Consider the following 20,351-nt stretch of genomic DNA (forward strand, 5'->3'; position numbering starts at 1 on the left):
GCCGCGCATCACCACGAACCGCGCGCCGGCCAGGATCTTCGCCGAGCCCTCCGTACGCCGGAACGTCAGGGAGCGGCGTTCATCGCGGCGGCGACGCGGTCCGGGGTGAGGTCTCCGAGGTCCTCGGCGACGTACGCGGCCAGGGCGAGGGCGTCCGGGGCCGGCGGGTAACGCGGGTGCGGTACGGCGATCACGCGCATCCCGGCGGCGTGCGCGGACCGCAGGCCGTTGCTGGAGTCCTCCACGGCGGCGCAGCCGACCGGGTCGACACCGAGCCTGCGGGCGGCGAGGAGGTACCCGTCGGGGGCGGGCTTGCCCCGGGCGACCTCCTCGGTCGAGACGGTCGCCCGGAACGACGCCGCGAGCCCCGTACGGTCGAGGACGACGTCGATGAGCACGCGCGGCGAGGAACTGGCCAGTCCGAGGGGCCAGCGGGACGCCAGCCGCCGTACGGCCTCGACCGCGCCCGGCATCAACGGGACGCCGTCCTCGTAGCGGCGGGCCATCTGCTCGACGACGCCGCGGGCGACCTCGTCGGCCGACATCCGGACGCCGAGTTCGCCGCTCAGGTAGGCGGCCCACTCGGAGGTGCTCATGCCCATCAGGCGCTGCTGGGTGTCGGGCTGCCACCGCCCGCCGTGGTCGGCGACGAACGCGCGCCGCACTTCCTCCCAGACCGGTTCGGAGTCGACGAGCACGCCATCGAGGTCGAAGACCACAGCATTCACGCCGATAACTCTGCCAGCAGGGGAAGAGTGAGCACGAAGCAGGCACCCTTGTCGCTGTCGGTCAGCGTGAGCGTGCCGCCGTGCGCGTGGGCGATCTCGCGGGAGATCGCCAGGCCGAGGCCGCTGCCGCCCGGGTCGCGCTGCCGCGCGTCCGGCAGCCGGATGAACCGTTCGAAGATCCGTTCCCGGTCGGCGGGAGGTATCTGTTTGCCGTCGTTGAAGATTTCGACCACCGCCTCGCTCTCCTGCCGCCGTACGGTGACGGTGACCTCGGAGTCGGCGTGCCGCGCGGCGTTGTCGAGGAGGTTGGTGAGCACCCGGCTGATGTCCAGCCGGTTCGCCCGGACCACCGCCCCCGGCTCGGCGATCACTTTGGCGGTGATCCGCCGGGGCACGCGGCGTACCTCGCGCTCGGCCAGGTCGCCGACGTCGACGGGGCCGTTGCGGCTGGGCAGGCCCGCGTCGCGGCGCGCGAGCGCGAGCAGTTCGGTGACGATGTTCTGCAGCCGGTCGATGTTCGTCAGGGTCCGGCCCAGCGCCTCGCGCAGGTCGGTGCCCTCCGGGTCGATCAGCGCGATCTCCAGCTCGGCGCGCAGCCCGGCGATCGGGCTGCGCAGGTCGTGGGAGACGTCGGAGACGAGGCGGCGCTGCTGCTCCACGGCCGCCTCCAGCCGGTCGAGGGTCGCGTTCACGGCCATCGCCAGCCAGTAGAACTCGTCGCGCCGCTGCGGCATCGAGACCCTCCGGCGCAGATCCGCCGCGTTGATCGCGTCGAGTTCGTCGCGCAGCGCCTCGATCGGCCGCAGCCTTCGCCCGGCGGCCCACCATCGCCAGACGCCGGCCGCGCCGATGCTGACGGGGATGCCCAGCGCCAGCAGGACGGCCAGGCCCGGACGCGGGAACAGTCCCGGTTCCGGCGCGATCGAGTGGATCGTGAGCGCCTGTCCCGGGCCGGTGACCCGCTGGGAGACCAGCGTGAGGCAGTGGCGCGGATCGACGCACACCCGCTGCTCGATGCGCTGCCCGTCGGCGGGCCGCCGGGCGTGCAGGGCGGGCAGCCCGGACACGCTCCGGGTGGCCGCCACGACCTGCCCCCGGTCGTTCTGCACCTGGACGAGCTGATGACCGCCGGTGATCACGGGATTGGTCAGCCGCCCGGCGCGGGCCAGCGCGGCCATCTGCCGGGTGGTGTACGTCAGATCCGTGGAGAGCCGGCTCGTCACCTGGTACTGGATCAGGGCGAGCACCCCGATGTAGAGCAACACGGCGACGACCCCCGTCACCGTCATCGCGACGACGGTGGCGCGCTGCCGGATCGTCTGGTCCCTGTGTCGCACTGGCTGTCCCCCGCGGCCACGGCGCCCCCTGAGCCATGCCACAGCACCGGACAACTACCCAGCGGGGGACTCCCTATGCATTCCGTCACCCCACGGTGTACACCGGCCGCGAAGCGATCGGCCGCTGTCGGCCACCGCGCGGCCCCTGCCGGTGGGCGTGATCGAGGATCGGTGCGGGCCCCCGCGCGGCGAGAGAATCGTCTACCGCCGCCGGTAGATCCGGACGGGTTCCTTTTCGGACGCGCGCGGTGACGACGCGGCTGCATACGGACATGACCGATGGCATGCCCGGTACGTCCGATTCCTTCAATGGAACGTGGCAAAGGTCGCCGACTTGAGGTCGTCCTGACACACGCACTTGTGTCAGAGTTGACACGCGACAGAACACAGAGAAGCGGTGATACTCAACTGGAGGAGACGTACGGTCGCGAGGGCGGTCGCCTGCCGAGGCGGCCCGGCCGTGGAACATCAGGACAACGAATGACTGCCGTCCGCGCCACAGATGGGCGACAATAGCGGCGTTCGATGGGAGGCGGGAGCGCCAATGAAGAAGTACCTGACCTGGGCACTTATAGCCTTTGTCATCTTCTACCTGCTGACATCCCCCAGTGGCGCGGCCCACATCGTGCACAACGCACTCGGTGGGCTGACGTCGGCGGGCAACTCTCTGAAGGCTTTCGTCAACGCACTGTGACCCCCTGTCGGCGCGACGCCGTCTCGCGCCAAGCCCTACGTTCCCGTTGGTCCCGACGTCGCGACCCGGGCGTCTTACCCTGCTCGGCTCCGCAGGTCGCCGCGCGGCACTCTAGAACGAAGTTCTAGAGTGTGCCGCAAGGCCGACCTGAGGGGTGAGCATGGGACCACTGCACGGTGTTCGCGTCATCGAGATCGCGAGCCTCGCGCCTGCGCCGTTCGGCTGCATGGTGCTCTCCGATCTTGGTGCCGACGTACTCCGCGTCGACCGCCCGTCCACGGTGGCGGGCGCGGCGACTCTCGTCGGCGGCGCGGCGACCGCGGATCCGTTGAGCCGCGGTCGCCGGTCCATCGGGCTGAACCTGAAGGACCCGGCCGGCGTCGACGTGCTCCTGCGGCTCATCGAGTCGGCCGACGTGCTCGTCGAGGGCTTCCGCCCGGGCGTCACCGAACGCCTCGGCTTCGGCCCCGACGTCTGCCTCGAACGCAACCCGCGCCTGGTGTACGGCCGGATGACGGGGTGGGGCCAGGAGGGCCCCATGGCGACCATGGCCGGCCATGACATCAACTACATCGCGATCGCGGGCGCGCTCGACCCGATCGGCCACGCCGGGGAGCGGCCCGTCCCGCCGCTCAACCTCATCGGCGACTTCGGCGGCGGCGGCATGCTCCTCGCGCTCGGCATCCTCGCCGCGCTGTACGAGCGTTCGCGGTCCGGCCGGGGGCAGGTCGTCGACGCGGCCATGGTCGACGGCGCCGCCCTGCTGACCTCGTTCATCCACGGCATGCGCGGCCAGGGGCTCTGGCGCGACGAGCGCGGCACCAACCTCCTCGACGGGGGCGCGCCGTTCTACGACACCTACGAGACCGCCGACGGCCGGTTCGTCAGCGTCGGCGCCCTCGAGCCGCAGTTCTACGCCGCCCTGCTGCGCGGCCTCGGCCTGGCGGACGAGGACCTGCCCGCCCAGCTCGACCAGGAGCGCTGGCCCGAGCTGCGGGCGCGCTTCACCGAGGTCTTCAAGCAGCGCACCCGCGACGAGTGGACCGCGATCTTCGACGGCACCGACGCGTGCGTGGCGCCGGTGCTCGGCCTCGGCGAGGCTCCCGCCCACCCGCACAACCGGGCGCGCGACGGCTTCGTGGAGATCGGCGGAATGGCCCAGCCCGCCCCCGCGCCGCGCTTCGGCCGTACCGGGGCCGAGACGCCCCGCCCGCCGGCTCGGCCGGGCGAGCACACGGACGCCGCCCTCGCCGAGATCGGCCTCACCGAGGACGAGATCGCCGCCCTCCGCACGAGCGGCGCCATCGCCTGATCACTCACCCGGCCGTACCGGACGACGCCGCCGGGGACGGCGTCGTCCGGTACGGCCTTCGCGGGCACGGCCCGCGGTGAGGCGTTCGTCAGGCGGACTTCCAGACGTAGCCCACCGGGCCGAGGCGAACGGCCCGTGGAGCGCCTCCCGCGCCGCGCAAGGGGGCGAGAGTTCGAGCGCCCCAAGGCACTCGACGTGATCCTCGGCCGACGCGGTGGGGCGGTCTTCGGGGAAATGGGCAGATTACACCGGGCCGTCTCCGTCAAATGCAGGATCTGCGCGGGCGTCGCGTCCGTCATGCTCACCTCATGAGGTCCATCCGCGTCCTCATCGTCGATGATCACGCGCTCTTCGCCGAGGCGCTCGCGGCCCGGCTGGCCGCGGAACCCGACCTTGAGGTGCTCCCCGTCGCGGGCGACGTCCGCCGCGCCGCGGCGCTCGTGGCCACCGAGTCGCCCGACGTCGTGGTGCTCGACTTCGTCCTCGGTGAGGAGAGCGGGCTCGAGGCGCTCGATCTCCTGCGGCGCCGGCGCCCGGAGGTGCGCGTCGTGATCCTCAGCGCGATCACCGACGTCGCCCCGATGGTGACCGCCCTGCGGCACGGCGCGGTCGCCTGGGTGCCCAAGACGGAGAGCGCCGACCTGGTCGCGCGGGTGATCCGCGGCGCGGCGGGCCGGGGCGGGTGGGTACCCCCCGACGTCCTCGGCGACGTGCTGCGCCGCCTGGTGGCCTCGGGCGAGCAGGGCGGAGGTGCGCTGGCCGAGCTCACGCCCCGCGAAGGCGAGGTGCTGCAGGGCATGGTGGACGGGCTGAGCCGTACGAGGATCGCCGAGCGCCTCGGCCTGTCCGCGAACACGGTCCGCACTCACACCCAGAACCTCCTGGCGAAGCTCGGCGCGCATTCGGCGGTGGAGGCCATCACCATCGCCATGCGCGCCGGGGTGGCACCGACCGATCCGGGCGAGGGCCCCCCACTCTGACACGCGTTTCCATTAAGACGCCCGGATTTCAAGCACGGTTCACTCACAGTGACGGAGTGACCACCTGTGGCCAGGTCCGGTCTGGTTGCGGCCACTCGCCTGGACACCCGCGTCGTACAGGGTGACCGTCGATACGGTCAGTCACTTCAAAGACGGGGGTCTTCGATGATCAGTGCAACGGCACGGTCCTCGCCACCACAGGCGTCCGCACGCGCAGGCCGCGTCGCGGATCCCACCGGCACGCCGCAGGCGTCGCTGCTCGACACCGACGACGCCCGGTTGTGGCGCCGGCGGGTCCGGCACGACATCCGCCACGAACTCGGCACGATCATCATGCTCGCGTCCGCCGTCGCGGTCTCCGACGACATCGGCCCGGTCAGCCGGGAGCGCGTCGAGGCGCTGATCGGCGAGACGCGCTGGCTCGACCACCTGCTCCGGCAGCTCGAGGCGGAGGAGGAGGGCCCCGTGCCGGCCGGCCCGGAACGGGTACCCGTGGATCGGCTCGTCGGCGAGATCGTGGCCGGGCTGCGGCTGTCCTCGCCCCGCCGCATCTCCTACGCGGCCGACGCGGCCTGGGCGCACATCGATCCGCTCGCGCTCTGGCGCGCGGTTCGCAACGTCCTGGACAACGCCCACCGCATCGCCCGCGACCACGTCGAGGTGCGCGTCGGTGTGGAGGCGGACTGGACGGTCGTCCAGATCGACGACGACGGCCCCGGGTTCGGGGCGGGGCCGAGCGGCCTGGCCTCCCTGGGCCTGGGGATCGTCAGCGACCTGGTCGCCGAGTACGACGGTCTGATCGAGATACGGGGGTGCGAGCTCGGCGGGGCGCGGGTGCGGATCCTGCTGCCCTCCTCGGAGGGCCCATGAGGGTGCTCGTCTGCGACGACCACGCCGTGTTCGCCGACTCGCTCGCCGTCGTGCTGCGCGAGAAGGGACACGACGTGGTCGGCGTCGTCTACTCCCCCGAGGCCGCGCTGCGGCTGCTGCCGGGCGTACGCGCCGACGTGTGCCTCATCGATCTGCGGTTCCCGACCGGGTCGGTGCTGGGCAGCCTGCCGGAGCTCGTCGCGGCGGCTCCCGACACCCGGTTCGTCGTGCTGACGGGCTCGGCGGATCCCGGGACGGTCGAGACGGGGCTGGCCGCCGGGGTGCGGGGCTTCGCCCACAAGGGCCAGCAGGCCGGCGAGATCGTCGACCTGCTGGCCCGGGTCCACGCCGGCGAGGTCGTCGTCGACCCGGAGGCGGCCGGCCGGCTTCCGGCGCGTCCCCGCAGCGAGGCCCAGCGGCTCGCGAACTACCTCACCCCCCGCGAGCGCGAGGTCCTCACCCGCCTGGTCCGGGGCGAGAACACCGCGGCTCTCGCCCGCAGCATGCGGATCACCCACAGCACCGCCCGCAGTCACGTGCAGAGCGTGCTCACCAAGCTCGGCGTGCACTCCCAGCGGGAGGCCGTCATCATCGCCGCACGGCACGGGCTGGTCAGCGTCAGCACCGGTGAGTGGCTGCTGCCCTGATCACCCGGCGTGTCCCGTTCCGCGGTCCATTGCCGGAGTCACTGCGATCACTCCCGCCCCATGCCCATTCGTGCGCGGTCCGGGCGATGTACGATCAGCAAAGCTCAGACGTGGCAAGTGGTCTAATCGTTGACCTGCGCCCTGCCCCCCGCTCTGAGCAACCGGTGGAGGAGGCGCGGGTGAGCAGGTACGAACGCTGGAACGACCTGCTGTCGCTACTGGCGGGTCGGGGACGGCTCAGCGTCGAGGAGGCCGCCGCCGAGCTGGCCGTCTCGACGGCGACCATCCGCCGTGACTTCGACCAGCTCGCGCAGCAGCAGATGCTCACGCGCACCCGCGGCGGCGCGGTCGCCCACACGGTCACCTACGACCTGCCGCTGCGCTACAAGAGCGCCCGGCAGGCCTCGGAGAAGCAGCGGATCGCGGCGGCCGCCGCCGAGCTCGTGCAGCCGGGCGCGGTCATCGGTGTCAACGGCGGCACCACCACCACCGAGATCGCGCGGGCCCTGGCGACCCGCGCCGACCTGCACGCGGAGAACGGCGCACCCGCCATCACGATCGTGACGAACGCCCTGAACATCGCCAACGAGCTGGTCGTACGACCGCACGTGAAGATCGTGCTGACCGGCGGGGTGGCGCTGCCGCAGTCGTACGAGCTGGTCGGGCCGCTCGCCAACGGGGTGTTCGACCAGGTGACCCTCGACATGGCGTTCCTGGGCGTCAGCGGCATCGACGTCGAGCGCGGCGCCACCTGCCACAACGAGGACGAGGCGAACATCAACCGGCAGATGGCGCTCCGCGCCGAGCGGGTCGTCGTCGCGGCGGACAGTTCCAAGCTGGGCGAGCGCGCCTTCGCCAAGATCTGCGGCATCGGCGAGATCGACATCCTCGTCACCGACGCGAGCGCCGACACCCGCGCCTACGAGGAGGCCGGCGTCAAGGTCGTCCCCGCCTGAGGCCGGGACAGGCGCGACGCCCGCCGCCGACCGGGGCCGGGACGGGTGCGACGCGGGGCGTCCGGCCGAGGTTCAGGACCAGCGGGAGGCCGGGCGTCGCTGGGGCTCGCCGTCGATCTCCAGGTCGACCCGCTCGTTGAAGAAGCACACCAGGTCGCGCACCCGCTCGGCGTCGTGCAGCGGCTCCTCGTACGTCCACGCGACGTCCTCGCCGCCGTACGCCCAGTAGCGCGCCCGTCCCTTGTACGCGCACCAGGTGACGGTCTCGGACGGCTGGAGCAGGTCGAGACGCACGTCCTCGCGCGGCAGGTAGTAGCGGACCGGCAGGCCGGTCTCGAACAGCACCATGGGCCGCTCGGACTCGGCGAGCACGGTGCCGCCCACGCTCACCCGTACGCGCCGGGAGCCGCGCAGCACGTCGATCCGGCTGTACGGGTCGTGCGGGTGGCCGAAGACCTGTTCGTCCTCTTCGTACCAGGCGTCCATGGCGTCCCAGGAGAAGGCCACGAAGCCCTTCAGCCAGGGAGCGATCGGGTCGGGGTACCCCCACACGGCGTTCTCGGCGGTGCGGCCGCCGGCGGACACCGTCCAGTACGAGGCCCGACCCTTCACCGGGCAGTGGGTCGCGTGGTCGGTCGGCCGCAGCAGGTCCATGCGCACGTCGGCGACCGGGAGGTAGTAGACCGGCAGCAGCCCGGTCTCGAACAGCAGGTGCGCGCCGGTGCTGTCGGCGATCGTCTCGCCGCCGAACTTCACGCGGATCCGCTTCGGGGTCGGTTCGAAGTAGAGCAGGTGAGGTGGGGCCGTGACGTCCCCGTTGAACACTCCGGCGGGCCTTCCGGACAGCGGGGCTCCAGGCAGCGTGAGGCTCATGTCCGGGAGAACCTCGGCCTCCGAGGAGGAATTCCGCGACCGCGTCAACGGGCCTCGGTCCGCAGGGGTATTCCGGTGACGGCCGGAACCGGCCCTTGGTCTGGAAGCGGCGTGCGGGATACGGTCCTTAGACGCGGGAGGGGAACTCATGACTCAACGACGAGTCGCCACGCCGGTCTCCGATACCGACATGATCTACAGCGCCGACACCTACGTGCGGGGGGTGCCCTACGACGCGCTGGCACGGTTGCGCGGCTCCACGCCGGTCGTCTGGATCGAGGAGCGCCCGGTCGACCACGGATCCGCCGGCCCCGGCTTCTGGGCGGTGCTCCGGCACGCGGACGCGTGCCACGTCCTGCAGAACCCTAAGCTCTTCGCCGCGCGCGGGACCGCGGACAAGGGCCTGGGCCACGGTCGCGGCAGCGCACCCGCCGCGGACCCGCCCGCACGCTCCCGGCTCCGCAGGCGGCTGCCCCGGGCGTTCGGCGCGCGCACCATCGACGGCCTGGCCGCCCGCATCGAGCGCCGGGCGTGCGCCCTCGTGGACGCGGTGGCCGAGAAGGGCGAGGCCGACTTCGCCACGGAGATCGCGGCGGAACTGCCGCTGCTCAGCTTCGCCGACCTGCTCGGAATCCCGGAGACCGACCGGTGGCTGCTGTCCGACTGGTCCGACCGGGTAACCGGCCGCCCCGTCGCCGGGTACCCGGTCGGATACTCCCCCGAGGTCGCGGCCGACACCGCCACCTGCACCGAGATGGCCCGCCGGGCGGTCACCGCGCGGCCCCAGGGGCCGCTCGATCCCGCGACGGCCGATTCCGCGGAGCCCGGCGCCGCCGCCCCACAGGAGCGCAGGGAACTGCCCGACCTGCGCCTCTACGCCGGCGAACTCGCCGAGTACAAGCGCCGGCATCCCGGCGAGGACCTCATGACCGTCCTCGTGCACCAGTCCGGCGGCAAGAACGGCCCGGTTCCGGTGGAGGAGTTCGAGAACCTCTTCCGGCTGTTCGCGGCGGCGGCGACCGACACCGTCCGCGGCGCGCTGTCCGGCGGGATGCTCGCCCTGCTGAAGAATCCGGCCGAGGTCGAGCGCCTGCGCGCCGACCCGGGCCTGCTCGACGCCGCGGTCGAGGAGATGCTGCGGTGGTGGTCCCCGGTCATCTGCGTCGATCGTACGGCCGCGACCGACACCGTCGTGGGCAACGTGCCGGTCCGCAAGGGCGAGCGGCTCGTCGTCTGGCTCGCCTCGGCCAACCGCGACGAGCCGGTCTTCCCGGATCCCGCGCGGTTCGACGTCGGACGCGCTCCGAACGAGCACCTCGCGCTCGGCCACGGGCCGCGCGCGTGCCTGGGGACGCACCTGGTCCGGATGCAGATGCGCGCCATGTTCGCGGCCGTCCTCGGCCGCTTCGACGCGATCGAGCCGGCCGGCGAGGCACGGCGGCTGCGGTCGAACGTCCACAACGGCATCACGCACCTGCCGATCCGCTGGAACCTCCGCAGCCGCCCGTCTGAGGCGTGCGGAGCGCGCACGCCCTAATCAGGGGCCCTCGTGGGCCAGGTGCGCGCTCATCCACTGCAGGGCGCTCGGCGTGACCCGCTTCCACGTGTGCGGGTTGTGGCCGCCGCCCGGAACCAGGATCTTGTCCGTGGCCATGGGCGCCGCGGCCAGCTGAAGGAACTTCCGCGCCTCGCCGAAGTCCTTCTCGCCGTCCGGGCTGGTGGTGACGAGCACGGAGATGGGGGGCGGCGGCAGGTGCTGCAGCCGCCAGATCAGGCTGTTGTCCGACTTCACCTGCTTGCTGCCGGCGTAGAGGTCACCGGTCTGCCAGTCCTGCCGCGGGTAGAAGTAGCCGGCCATCGAGACCGCCGCGGTGAACCGGTCGGAGTGCGTCATCGCCAGCTTGACCGCGCAGTACCCGCCGGTCGAGTCGCCCATCACGCCCCAGCTCCGGGAGCCGGTCGCCAACCGGTAGGTGGACGCCAGGCTCTCGGGCACGTCCTGGGCGTAGAAGCTCAGCACCTGCGGGCCGCCGGGCACGTCCGTGCACTCGGTGTCCCTCGGCATCACCGACGTCGGCGTCGGGCGCATCATCACGATGACCATCGGCTGGACCCGCCCCGCGGTCATCTCCTTGGTGGCGGTCTCCGGCACGCCCAAGCGGGTGATGAGCTGCTCGGGGACACCCGGGAAGCCCGTGAAGTCGTACATCACCGGGAAGTGGCGCTTGCCGAACTTCTTCTGGAAGTACTGCGGAGGTAGATAGACGTACGCCTGCGTGGTCAGCCCGGTGCGCTCGCCCCGGATCTCCACCTGCTCGACCTGGCCGTCCTTGGCGGGGTTCGCCTTCTTCTTCTGGCCGATGGTCGTCATCTGGCGGGCCAGCGGCCGTCCGGTGCCCTGCGGCTTGCTCGGGCCGCTGCTGTTGTTGTTCAACGTCACGTTGACGCCCTGGTTGTTGGTCCCGAACAGGTCCGACCAGGAGGCGTAGAACAGGAAGTAGTTGTTCACCCCGGCGAGCAGCACGAAGATCAGGGTGACCTGGGCGACCAGGAACAGCCCGATCCGGGCGAGGAACGGGCCGATGCCGGAGCCGGCGAACTTCGGCCACCACCAGATGGTCGCGGCCGTGGCGGCCACGGCCACCACGATGAGAAAAGCGAAGAAGCCCCCGCTCGTCAGTCCCACCAGTGCCCTCTCAGATCCGGCTCGCCCCCCGAGGGCACGCGCCTGAAACTCATCGAACTCTCAGCATGGCCCAACGCCGCGCTCAGCCGACTACGGTATCCGCGATCACACGCTCTCCATCACAAGATGCCTGAGGCACCGAAAAAGTTGCCCAGAAGCCGCAAATCGGCCGAGATCAACCAGTATCCGCACTGGAGGGCTATCGGCCGGTAAATCATAGGGGGCGGCGCGACTACTCCCCGGGGCGTACGCGGAATGCCGACTTCGACCGGATGCCCGCCCGCGCAGCCGCATCCTAGAGTGCAGGCGTGAGTACGCGATGGCGGCCCGGTGCGCTGGCGGTCTGGGTGATCCCGCTGGTCGTCGGCTTCATCCAGGTGATGGGCTCCACGGGCGCCGACGCGAACATGCGCTACCAGGCCCGGCACCTGGACGCGCTCGCGTACGCGCTGCTCGTCGCCGGGCCGGTCGCCCTGCTCGCCCGGCGGCGTCTGCCGGTCGCCGCGCTCGCGGTCGTGTTCGCCGTGACCGACTGCTACATCCTTCTCGGTCACGTCCTCGGACCGGTCTTCCTGAGCATGGTGGTCGCCATCGTGGCGGCGATCGGCGCCGGGCGTCGCGTCGCCGCCTGGATCGTCACGGGCACGGGGTTCGCCGTGCTCAACGGTGTGGGCGCGCTCACACCGTTCGGGCCGTTCCGGCTGCGCGCCTGGCCGGCCACGCACGCCCTGGTCATGCTGATCTGGCTGCTGCTGGTACTGACCGGCGCCGAGCTCGTGCGCATCCGCAGCGAACGGGCGGCCGAGGCGCGCCGTACCCGCGCGGAGGAGGAACGCCGGCGGGCCAGCGAGGAACGCCTCCGCATCGCGCGCGAGTTGCACGACGTCCTCGCGCACAACATCTCGATGATCAACGTGCAGGCCGGAGTGGCGCTGCACCTCATGGACGAACGGCCCGAGCAGGCGCGAACGGCCCTGGCCGCGATCAAGGAGGCCAGCAAGGAGGCGCTGACCGAGGTCCGCTCCGTGCTCGGCGTCCTGCGCCAGGTGGACGAGGACGCGCCCCGGACGCCGACCGCGGGCCTGGGCCGCCTCGACGATCTGGTCTCCCGCGCGCGGGCGGCGGGCATCACCGTACGGACCCGCGTGACCGGGCGGCCGTACCCGCTGCCCGCCGGGATCGACCTGGCGGCGTTCCGCATCCTCCAGGAGGGGCTGACGAACGTGACGCGGCACGCCGGGCCGGGCGTGACCGCGACGGTGCGCGTCGCGTACGGCGCGGGCGAGCTCCTGCTGGAGGTCGAGGACGACGGGCGCGGCGCCCCCGGGGACCTGCCCGGCGGCGGTGACGGCATCCCCGGGATGCGCGAACGCGTCACCGCCCTCGGCGGGGAGATGACGGCGGGGCCGCGGCCGGGCGCCGTCGGGTTCCGCGTCCGCGCGACCCTCCCGATGCCCGTGGACGGCACGCCGGTGGGGACGGGCGCCCGGGACGACGCGAGGACACCCGACGATCAGCACGCGGGGACACCCGCCCTGGACAAGGAGCACGATTGATCCGCGTACTGCTCGCCGACGACCAGGCCCTCGTCCGGGCGGGGTTCCGGGCGCTGCTCGACGCGCAGCCCGACGTCGAGGTCGTCGGCGAGGCCGGGGACGGCGCCGAAGCCGTACGCCTGGCCCGGCGCGAGCGCCCCGACGTCGTGCTGATGGACATCCGGATGCCGGTGCTCGACGGTCTGGCCGCGACGCGCGAGATCGTCGGTGACGGACGGCTGACGGACACCAGGGTCGTCATCCTCACGACGTTCGAGCTGGACGAGTACGTCTTCGAGGCGATCCGCGGTGGGGCGAGCGGCTTCCTGGTCAAGGACACCGAGCCGACCGACCTGATCCGGGGCGTACGGGAGGTCGCCTCCGGCGACGCGCTGCTGTCGCCGAGCGTGACCCGGCGTCTCATCGCGGAGTTCGCCGCGAAGGCGAGGAAGCCCCGCTCCGCGGCGGAGCTGCGCGGCCTGACCGACCGGGAGCGCGAGGTCATGGCGCTGGTGGCGGAGGGGCTGTCGAACGAGGAGATCGCCGGACGCCTGGTCGTCAGCCCCGCGACCGCCAAGACCCACGTGAGCCGCACGATGGTGAAGCTGCACGCCCGCGACCGCGCCCAGCTCGTCGTGATGGCGTACGAGACGGGCCTGGTAAAGCCGGGATGGCTGCAGTAGGACGCGACGACCGGCGTACGGCCGTACGAGCGCGTGTGCCCGCCCGGTCACCGCACCGGCGTGCCGCGACCGCGGGATGCGGCGCGGCGGGGACGGGCGTACGGTCACCGCACCGGCGTGACGCATCCGCAGGGCGCCGGCGCCCAGGCCGACGCCGACCGGGTGGCCAGGCGGAACCAGACCGTCTTGGACCCGGCCGCGTACGACACGCCCCAGGCGGCGGCGAGCAGCATCGGCATCAGCAGCCCGCGGCCGCTGACGCTGAGGTCGTCGGCCTCACGGGGTGCCGGGAGCAGCCGCGCGGGGTCGCGGTCCACCACCTCCACCTGCACGGAGGAGTCGTCCACGCGGCAGACCACCTCGAACGGGGTGCCTGCGTGCGTGATGGCGTTGGTCGCCAGTTCGCTCGTCAGCAGCACCGCGTCGTCGAGCGCGTCCTCGGCGCCCCACGCGATGAGCGTGTCCCGGACGAACCGGCGCGCCTGCGCCACGGCGGTGCGGTCCGCCGGATAGGCCGTCCGCACAGTCGTATGCACGGGAGCTCCCTTCACGAAGTGTCTCGCCTCACCTGCGCCTTACATCGTGACAGAGAGTGTTGATCGATTACTCAATGTGAGAAAAATGGCGGCGGACTCTCACGGCCGCGTCGCGGGGGGCGGGCGTCACCGGGCGCCGGGCTGGAAGGACGCGAGCGCCTTGTCGAACCGGACCCCGGCGGCACCCGGATTCCCGCCGGCGGACATGAGGGAGTACTGCCGACCGTTCAGAGTGAACCCGGAGTCGAAGGCGTAGACCTTCCCGTACTTGCCGTAGTTCCAGGAGTACTCCGCGTTGGCCCCCTCCGCACCGTGCACCGTCTCGGGATGCGGCTGGACGACCCACTGGAACCCGGAGAGGTTCCGCGGCGCGTCCCTCCCGAACATCTCCCAGTGCTTCACCGGATCGTCCGTCCCCCAGGGGATGGTGTCCAGCTGGATGTGGTTCCCCGTCCGGGGGTCCTGCCATTTCTCGGACTGGGCACTGTTGATCTGGTGCTGCCACCCCTTGGGCACCATGAGCGTCGATCCGTCCTGGGTGGTGACCTGGTGGTAGCCCGCCGGGATCGTCTTGCGGGGCGAGGGCGTGCCCTTGGTCGGCGACTGAGTCGGCTTCGTGGACGGCGAGGAGGTGGTGGGCGGCTGCCCGTTCGCGGACGGGTGCCCGTCGCGGGAGAAGTAGATCAGCAGCCCCACGGCGAGCGCGGCGACGACGAAGACGGCCCCCACGGCGCCGACGACCGTCCGGCCGCGACCGCGCCCGGCCGCGGTCGGCGCCTGTCCGGGCCGGTCGTAGGACCGCATCCACGTCTCGTCCTGCGCGGCGCCGGCGGAGTTCATCGGACCGGTCACGCCGGGCGGCGGCCCGCTCGAATCCGGGCGGGCGGCGCCGGACGGAGCTGGGTCCTTCACCGTGGCCGGGCCGTGGGCTCGCCCGCCGCCTCCAGGGTCCGCCATGGCGGCGGAGGGATGGCTCGGCGGCGGCGGAGCCTCGGCGGCGAGACGCCAGGGGGCCGGCGGCCGCTCGTGTCCGGGATCCGCGCCGTTGCCGCCCGTCGCCGGGCCGGGGGCGGGCAGCGGCCGGGTGCCCTGCGCGGCACGGGTCAGGCCCGCCGCCGCCTCGTCCGCCGTCAGGCGGCGCGCGGGGTCCTTGTCGAGCAGGCCCATGAGCACCGGCGCGAGCGCCCCGGCGTTACGGGGCGGCGGCGCCTCCTCCGAGATCACCGAGGTGAGCGCCGCCATCGCCTCGGGCCGGTGGTGCGGCGACTGCCCCTCGACCGCGGCGTAGAGCGTCGCGCCGAGCGCCCACAGGTCGGAGGCCGGTGAGGCCTTGTCGCCGCGCGCCCGCTCGGGGGCGATGTAGGCGGGCGAACCCATGATCAGGCCGGTCTGGGTCAGCGTCGAGTCGCCCTCCATCGTCGCGATGCCGAAGTCGGTGATGACGACGCGCGTCGAGCGGGAGACCGGCTCGTCCCCCGCCCCGGCGAGCAGCACGTTGGCCGGCTTGACGTCCCTGTGGGTGATGCCCGCGGCGTGCGCGGTGCGCAGGGCGGCCAGCACCTGCGCGCCGATCTCGGCCACCTGGGCGGGCGGGAGTGGGCCGTCCTCGTCGATGACCTCCTGCAGGGAGCGCGCCCGGACGAACTCCATGACGATGCAGGGCCGGCCGTCCTCCTCGACGACGTCGTGCACCGTGACGATCCCCGGATGGTTGAGCCGGGCCGCCGAGCGCGCCTCACGGAGCGTGCGCTCGTACATCACCTTGTGCTCGTCCTCGCTCAGCCCGGGTGGGAAGAGGACCTCCTTGACGGCGACGTCGCGCGCGAGGAGGTCGTCATGGGCATGCCAGACGGTGCCCATGCCGCCTCGCCCGATGTGCGAGAGCAGCCGGTAGCGATGGCCGAGTACGAAACCCTCCCCCAGTGGCATAGCTGAGGACGATACCGATCAGTGATGACGGATCAGCATCGTTTGCGGCGAGTCACCGCACCAAGGTAAGGACGATCAGACCGATGACGATGACCCCGAGCACGGCCGCGATCGCCAGGTTGCCGTGCCGGCCCGAGAGCCAGACCGGCCGGATGTCCTCGATCGCCGACCCGTGCCCGCGCCCGGGCTCGTCGACCGGCGTGTCCTCGGCCGCAGGGTCATCGGTCAGCGTCTCGCCGGGGTTCGACGGGGTCAGGACCTGACCGGTGACCGGCATGTCCGAGGAGTCGTCCGAGTCCATCCGGGTCGCCGCGGCGGCCTGGGCGCCGGCCGTCTCCAGCACCCGGGTCGAGCCCGAGCCGTCGTTCATGATGATCCGGTCGAGCATGACGGCGGCCTCGGCGGCGGTCAGCCGCGTCTCCTGCTCCTTCCGGAGCAGACCGGCGATCACGGGGGCCAGCGGCCCGGCGTGCGGGGCGGACGGAGGCTCCTCGGTGAGCACGGCCACCAGGCTCGCCATCGCCTCGGTCCGCTCGAACGGGGACTTGCCCTCCACGGCGGCGTACAGCGTGGCGCCGAGCGACCACAGGTCGGAGGCGGGCACCGCCTGGCGGCCCTTGGCCCGCTCGGGGGCGATGTAGGCCGGCGAGCCGATCAACATGCCGGTCTGGGTGAGCGTCGCGTCGCTCTGCGCCCGCGCGATGCCGAAGTCGGTCAGCACGGCGCGAATCGACCGCCCGTCGATGACCAGCACGTTGCTCGGCTTGACGTCACGGTGCAGGATGCCCGCCTCGTGGGCGGTCATCAGGGCGCTCAGCATCTGCCGCCCGATCTCGGCGGCGCGCCTGGGCGAGAGCGGGCCGTCCTGCTTGATCATCTGCTCGAGGGAGCGCGCCCGGATCAGCTCCATCACGATCCAGGGACGTCCGTCCTCTTCGACGACGTCGTAGACGGCCACGACGCCGGGATGGCTGAGCCGGGCGGCGGTACGCGCCTCGCGGAAGGTCCGCTTGTGCTGGATCTCCCGCTCCTCGTCGGAGAACCCGTGCGGGAGGATCACCTCTTTGACGGCGACGTCGCGGCCGAGCGCTTCATCTCGGGCGTGCCAGACCGTCCCCATGCCACCACGACCTACTTCAGTGAGCAGGCGGTAACGCTGGGCAAGAAGGGGTTTTTCCGGCATAGTCCATGCACGATACCGACAGGAGGAGCGTTCATTTGGCCTGACGCTCACCTAATCCCCGGTACAAAGAAAGAATGTACGGCATGACGACGGGGGCGCGATGAGGACGACGGTGACCCAGACATGGCAGCGGGTCGTCGAGGCCGTACCCACCGCCTTGTTCTGGTACCTCCGAGTTTCAGGCGTTTTGTCCGTTTTGGCGTGGTTGTCGTCCGGGCTCATCCAGTGGCTGTCCGGCATCTGGGTGCTGCGCTCGATCAACTACTTCGGCTGGTACTCCAGCCTCCCGTACGGGCTGCTGCTCATCCTGCTGTCGGTCGGCGTCCGCCGGCGCAAGAAGGCCGCCTGGCGCATCAGCGTCGTCTTCTTCCTGCTGTTCTTCGGAGTCTGGGCCCTCGCCGGCCTCGCCGGGGGCGGGGGCGAGCTGGCCACGGCCATCGCCTTCGGCTTCGTCGTGGTGCTGCTCGTCGCCGCGCGCGGGCAGTTCTCCGCCCTGCCGGACCGCGCCAACCGGCGGCTCGCCCTCCTGGTGTTCACCGGGCTGCTCATCGTCGGCGGCGTCATCGGCACCAGCCTGGTCTTCCTGACCGACCGCGACGCGCGCGGCGCCGAGTGGACGCACCTGGTCTACGCCGGACTGCAGACGCTCCTCGGCGCGGGCGTCAGTGGTGAGGAGCTGCACGTCAACGTGCCCGGCTGGGTCGACGGCATCCTCGGTGTGCTCGGCAGCGGCCTGCTTGTGATCACGGTGTGGGCGCTGTTCCGGCCCGGTCAGCGGCTCGCCGTCCTGACGCCCGACGAGGAGCTGCCGGCACGCGCCCTGCTCGCCGAGTGGGGCGAGCAGGACTCCCTGGGCTACTTCGCGCTCCGCCGCGACAAGGACATCATCTTCTCCCCCAACGGCCGGGCCGGCATCTCCTACCGGGTCGAGGGCTCGGTCTCCCTGGCCGCCGGCGACCCGCTCGGCGACCCGGAGGCCTGGGACGCCGCCATCAAGGAGTGGCTCGCCGAGTGCCGCGCGCACGCCTGGATCCCCGGCGTGATCGGCGCCAGCGAGCGCGCCGCCGCCGCGTACGGCCGGTGCGGGCTCGACGCCCTGGAGCTCGGCGACGAGGCCATCCTCGACCTGCGCGAGTTCAACCTCGAGGGCCGCGACATGCGCCAGGTACGGCAGGCCGTCCGCCGCGTGGAGCGGGCCGGCTACACCGTCCGGGTCCGCCGGCACGGCGCGATCGACGCCGAGGAGATGGCCGAGCTGATCGCCGACGCCGACCGGTGGCGCGACGGCCACACCGAGCGCGGCTTCTCCATGGCGCTGGGCCGCCTGGGCGACCCGACCGACGAGCGCTGCGTGATGGTCGAGGCGTTCGACGGCGTCGGGCGGCGGCGCGGGCTGCTCAGCTTCGTCCCCTGGGGCCGGCCCGGCCTGTCCCTGGACCTGATGCGCCGCGACCGCGACGCCGAGAACGGCCTCAACGAGTTCATGGTCGCCAAGCTGGCCGAGAACGCCGCCGTGGTCGGCGTCACCCGGGTCTCGCTGAACTTCGCCATGCTGCGCTCGGTGTTCGAACGCGGCTCGGCGATCGGCGCCGGGCCCGTCAGCCGGCTCGCCTACCGGCTGCTGTCCTTCGCCTCGAAGTTCTGGCAGCTCGAGTCGCTCTTCCTGGCGAACGCCAAGTACAACCCGGTGTGGACGCCGCGCTTCGTGTGCTTCGAGCAGAACCGCGAGCTGATCCGGATCGGCCTGGCCATGGCCCGGGCCGAGGGCTTCCTGCCGACGCCGTTCGGTCCCCGCCTCCACACGCCCACGCCCTCCCCGGCGCTCGTCGAGCGGATCAGGGAGATCGAGGAGTCCGCGGACGCCGCCCGGATTCCGACGCGACGCCTGTCCGAGCAGGAGCGGGTGCGCCACGCCAAGCTCGACCGGCTGCGCGAGGCCGGCATCGAGCCCTACCCGCTCGGCTTCGAGCGCACCGCGACCGCGGCCGAGGTCCGCGAGCGGTTCGGGGATCTGGCCCCCGACACGCACACGGGCGAGCAGGTGGCGATCGCCGGGCGGGTCATGCTCGCCCGCGAGCACGGGAAGCTGATCTTCGCGCGGTTGCGCGACGAGACCGGCGACCTGCAGGTGATGCTCGCCGCGGACGTCGTCGACGCCGAGGCCCTGCGGGCCTGGAAGCAGCTGATCGACCTGGGCGACCAGGTCGGGGTGCGCGGCGAGGTCGTCACCTCCCGTACCGGCGAGCTGTCGGTGCTGGCCTCCTCCTGGACCCTCACCGCCAAGTGCCTGCGCCCCCTCCCCGGCGGCTTCAGCGCACCCGGCAAGGCCCTGTCCGACGAGACCCGGGTCCGGCAGCGGTACGTCGACCTGATCGTGGGCGACGAGAGCCGGCGCATGCTGCGGATGCGCGGCGACGTCATCACGGCCCTGCGCGACCGCCTGCGCCGGGAGGACTTCCTCGAGGTCGAGACGCCCATGCTGCAGCCGGTGCACGGCGGCGCGGCGGCCAGGCCGTTCACCACCAGGATGAACGCCTACAACATGGACCTCTTCCTGCGGATCGCGCCCGAGCTGTACCTCAAGCGGCTGCTCGTCGGCGGCGCGGGCAAGGTGTTCGAGCTGAACCGCAACTTCCGCAACGAGGGCGTGTCGCCGCGGCACAACCCCGAGTTCACGATGCTGGAGGCGTACGAACCGTACGGCGACTACGACACGATGGCCGCGCTGACCCGCGAGCTCGTCACCGACGCGGCCCGCGCGGCGACCGGCACGACCGTGGTCGTCCGCGACGGCGTGGAGTACGACTTCGGCGAGCCGTGGCGCGAGATCACGGTGTACGGCTCGGTGTCCGACGCGCTCGGCGAGCAGGTCACGCCGGGCACCTCGCTGCGCACGGTGCAGAAGCACGCCGACCGGGTCGGCCTCGCGTACGACCCGGCGTGGGAGCAGGGGAAGCTCGTCCAGGAACTGTTCGAGTCGCTGGTGGAGCACACCCTGCAGGCGCCGACCTTCGTCCGCGACTACCCGGCCGCCACCTCGCCGCTCACCCGTCCGCACCGCGACGACCCGCGGCTCGCCGAGAAGTGGGACCTCATCGTCTTCGGTCTCGAGCTCGGCACGGCGTACTCCGAGCTCATCGACCCGATCATCCAGCGCCGCAACCTCACCGAGCAGTCGCTGCTGGCCGCCGGCGGCGACCCGGAGGCGATGGACCTGGACGAGGACTTCCTGCGCGCCCTCGAGTACGGCATGCCGCCCTCCGGCGGTCTCGGCATGGGCGTCGACCGGCTCCTCATCACGCTCACCGGCCGCAACATCCGCGAAACGATCACCTTCCCGCTGCTGCGACCGGGCTCGTAGGACACCGGACGGGTTCCGCAACCTGCGATCAGTGCTCGCGA

Annotated in this window: 17 protein-coding genes; 10 read left to right on the plus strand and 7 right to left on the minus strand. The window is 72.1% G+C overall.

Translation table 11 applies throughout. The features are described from left to right. Window positions 1-65 precede the first annotated feature (65 nt). Window positions 66-728, minus strand: a complete 663-nt coding sequence (locus ABD978_RS26930; protein ID WP_345360322.1) for an HAD family hydrolase — start codon at window positions 726-728, stop codon at window positions 66-68. Then, window positions 725-2,065, minus strand: coding sequence for a sensor histidine kinase (locus ABD978_RS26935; RefSeq protein WP_345360325.1), 1,341 nt, complete (start codon window positions 2,063-2,065; stop codon window positions 725-727). The genes ABD978_RS26930 and ABD978_RS26935 overlap by 4 nt, the downstream gene beginning before the upstream one ends. Window positions 2,066-2,609: 544 nt before the next feature. Here ABD978_RS26935 and ABD978_RS26940 point away from each other — a divergent pair. The 6 genes from ABD978_RS26940 (at window position 2,610) to ABD978_RS26965 (ending at window position 7,524) form a co-directional block, all read left to right on the plus strand. Then, window positions 2,610-2,759, plus strand: a complete 150-nt coding sequence (locus tag ABD978_RS26940) for a hypothetical protein (RefSeq protein WP_345360328.1) — start codon at window positions 2,610-2,612, stop codon at window positions 2,757-2,759. Between the two features lie 160 nt (window positions 2,760-2,919). Next, window positions 2,920-4,071: a CaiB/BaiF CoA transferase family protein gene (locus tag ABD978_RS26945; protein ID WP_345360331.1), complete on the plus strand. Its 1,152-nt coding sequence runs from the start codon at window positions 2,920-2,922 to the stop codon at window positions 4,069-4,071. Between the two features lie 308 nt (window positions 4,072-4,379). Next, window positions 4,380-5,051 (plus strand): response regulator, encoded by a 672-nt coding sequence (locus ABD978_RS26950; RefSeq protein WP_345360334.1) that lies wholly within the window; start codon window positions 4,380-4,382, stop codon window positions 5,049-5,051. Between the two features lie 165 nt (window positions 5,052-5,216). Continuing rightward, a complete protein-coding gene (locus tag ABD978_RS26955; RefSeq protein ID WP_345360337.1) occupies window positions 5,217-5,921 on the plus strand; it encodes a sensor histidine kinase in 705 nt (234 codons plus the stop codon). Next, window positions 5,918-6,568, plus strand: a complete 651-nt coding sequence (locus tag ABD978_RS26960) for a response regulator (protein ID WP_345360340.1) — start codon at window positions 5,918-5,920, stop codon at window positions 6,566-6,568. The genes ABD978_RS26955 and ABD978_RS26960 overlap by 4 nt, the downstream gene beginning before the upstream one ends. Window positions 6,569-6,747: 179 nt before the next feature. Next, complete coding sequence (locus ABD978_RS26965) at window positions 6,748-7,524, plus strand: DeoR/GlpR family DNA-binding transcription regulator (protein WP_345360343.1); 777 nt, start codon at window positions 6,748-6,750, stop codon at window positions 7,522-7,524. Between the two features lie 72 nt (window positions 7,525-7,596). Here the strand turns inward: ABD978_RS26965 and ABD978_RS26970 are convergent, their stop codons facing one another. Next, window positions 7,597-8,397, minus strand: a complete 801-nt coding sequence (locus ABD978_RS26970; protein ID WP_345360346.1) for a DUF427 domain-containing protein — start codon at window positions 8,395-8,397, stop codon at window positions 7,597-7,599. 148 nt (window positions 8,398-8,545) lie between these two features. On the opposite strand from ABD978_RS26970, the gene ABD978_RS26975 reads away from it, so the two are divergent. Further along, complete coding sequence (locus ABD978_RS26975; protein ID WP_345360349.1) at window positions 8,546-9,934, plus strand: cytochrome P450; 1,389 nt, start codon at window positions 8,546-8,548, stop codon at window positions 9,932-9,934. Here ABD978_RS26975 and ABD978_RS26980 read toward each other — a convergent pair whose 3' ends face one another. Continuing rightward, window positions 9,935-11,083 carry an alpha/beta hydrolase gene (locus ABD978_RS26980; protein WP_345360352.1) on the minus strand — a complete coding sequence of 383 codons (1,149 nt, stop codon included), beginning with the start codon at window positions 11,081-11,083 and terminating at the stop codon, window positions 9,935-9,937. It lies immediately after the preceding gene. A 308-nt stretch (window positions 11,084-11,391) separates the two neighbouring features. Here ABD978_RS26980 and ABD978_RS26985 point away from each other — a divergent pair, with 308 nt between their 5' ends. Both ABD978_RS26985 and ABD978_RS26990 read left to right on the plus strand, forming a co-directional pair. Then, window positions 11,392-12,639 carry a sensor histidine kinase gene (locus ABD978_RS26985; protein WP_345360355.1) on the plus strand — a complete coding sequence of 416 codons (1,248 nt, stop codon included), beginning with the start codon at window positions 11,392-11,394 and terminating at the stop codon, window positions 12,637-12,639. Continuing rightward, window positions 12,636-13,301, plus strand: coding sequence for a response regulator transcription factor (locus ABD978_RS26990; protein WP_345360358.1), 666 nt, complete (start codon window positions 12,636-12,638; stop codon window positions 13,299-13,301). The genes ABD978_RS26985 and ABD978_RS26990 overlap by 4 nt, the downstream gene beginning before the upstream one ends. Before the next feature lie 104 nt (window positions 13,302-13,405). On the opposite strand, the gene ABD978_RS26995 is transcribed toward ABD978_RS26990, so the two are convergent. The 3 genes from ABD978_RS26995 to ABD978_RS27005 form a co-directional block, all read right to left on the minus strand. Further along, entirely contained in the window at window positions 13,406-13,837 is a 432-nt protein-coding gene (locus tag ABD978_RS26995) for an ATP-binding protein (protein WP_345360361.1), read from the minus strand. A gap of 126 nt (window positions 13,838-13,963) precedes the next feature. Next, window positions 13,964-15,766 carry a serine/threonine-protein kinase gene (locus tag ABD978_RS27000; protein WP_345360364.1) on the minus strand — a complete coding sequence of 601 codons (1,803 nt, stop codon included), beginning with the start codon at window positions 15,764-15,766 and terminating at the stop codon, window positions 13,964-13,966. A 52-nt stretch (window positions 15,767-15,818) separates the two neighbouring features. Next, a complete protein-coding gene (locus ABD978_RS27005) occupies window positions 15,819-16,886 on the minus strand; it encodes a serine/threonine-protein kinase (RefSeq protein WP_425550766.1) in 1,068 nt (355 codons plus the stop codon). 163 nt (window positions 16,887-17,049) lie between these two features. Between ABD978_RS27005 and lysX the strand changes: the two genes are divergently transcribed. After that, window positions 17,050-20,310, plus strand: coding sequence for a bifunctional lysylphosphatidylglycerol synthetase/lysine--tRNA ligase LysX (lysX, locus tag ABD978_RS27010; RefSeq protein ID WP_345360370.1), 3,261 nt, complete (start codon window positions 17,050-17,052; stop codon window positions 20,308-20,310). Window positions 20,311-20,351: the final 41 nt, after the last annotated feature.

The organism is Actinoallomurus liliacearum (assembly GCF_039542035.1).
Lineage (GTDB): Bacteria > Actinomycetota > Actinomycetes > Streptosporangiales > Streptosporangiaceae > Actinoallomurus > Actinoallomurus liliacearum.

Bases quoted from the DNA above. Each gene is read 5' to 3' on its own strand.
- ABD978_RS26940 (WP_345360328.1), top strand. From the start codon at position 2,610: ATGAAGAAGTACCTGACCTGGGCACTTATAGCCTTTGTCATCTTCTAC.
- ABD978_RS26945 (WP_345360331.1), top strand. From the start codon at position 2,920: ATGGGACCACTGCACGGTGTTCGCGTCATCGAGATCGCGAGCCTCGCG.
- ABD978_RS26950 (WP_345360334.1), top strand. From the start codon at position 4,380: ATGAGGTCCATCCGCGTCCTCATCGTCGATGATCACGCGCTCTTCGCC.
- ABD978_RS26955 (WP_345360337.1), top strand. From the start codon at position 5,217: ATGATCAGTGCAACGGCACGGTCCTCGCCACCACAGGCGTCCGCACGC.
- ABD978_RS26960 (WP_345360340.1), top strand. From the start codon at position 5,918: ATGAGGGTGCTCGTCTGCGACGACCACGCCGTGTTCGCCGACTCGCTC.
- ABD978_RS26970 (WP_345360346.1), bottom strand. From the start codon at position 8,397: ATGAGCCTCACGCTGCCTGGAGCCCCGCTGTCCGGAAGGCCCGCCGGA.
- ABD978_RS26975 (WP_345360349.1), top strand. From the start codon at position 8,546: ATGACTCAACGACGAGTCGCCACGCCGGTCTCCGATACCGACATGATC.
- ABD978_RS27000 (WP_345360364.1), bottom strand. From the start codon at position 15,766: ATGCCACTGGGGGAGGGTTTCGTACTCGGCCATCGCTACCGGCTGCTC.
- ABD978_RS27005 (WP_425550766.1), bottom strand. From the start codon at position 16,886: ATGGGGACGGTCTGGCACGCCCGAGATGAAGCGCTCGGCCGCGACGTC.
- lysX (WP_345360370.1), top strand. From the start codon at position 17,050: ATGAGGACGACGGTGACCCAGACATGGCAGCGGGTCGTCGAGGCCGTA.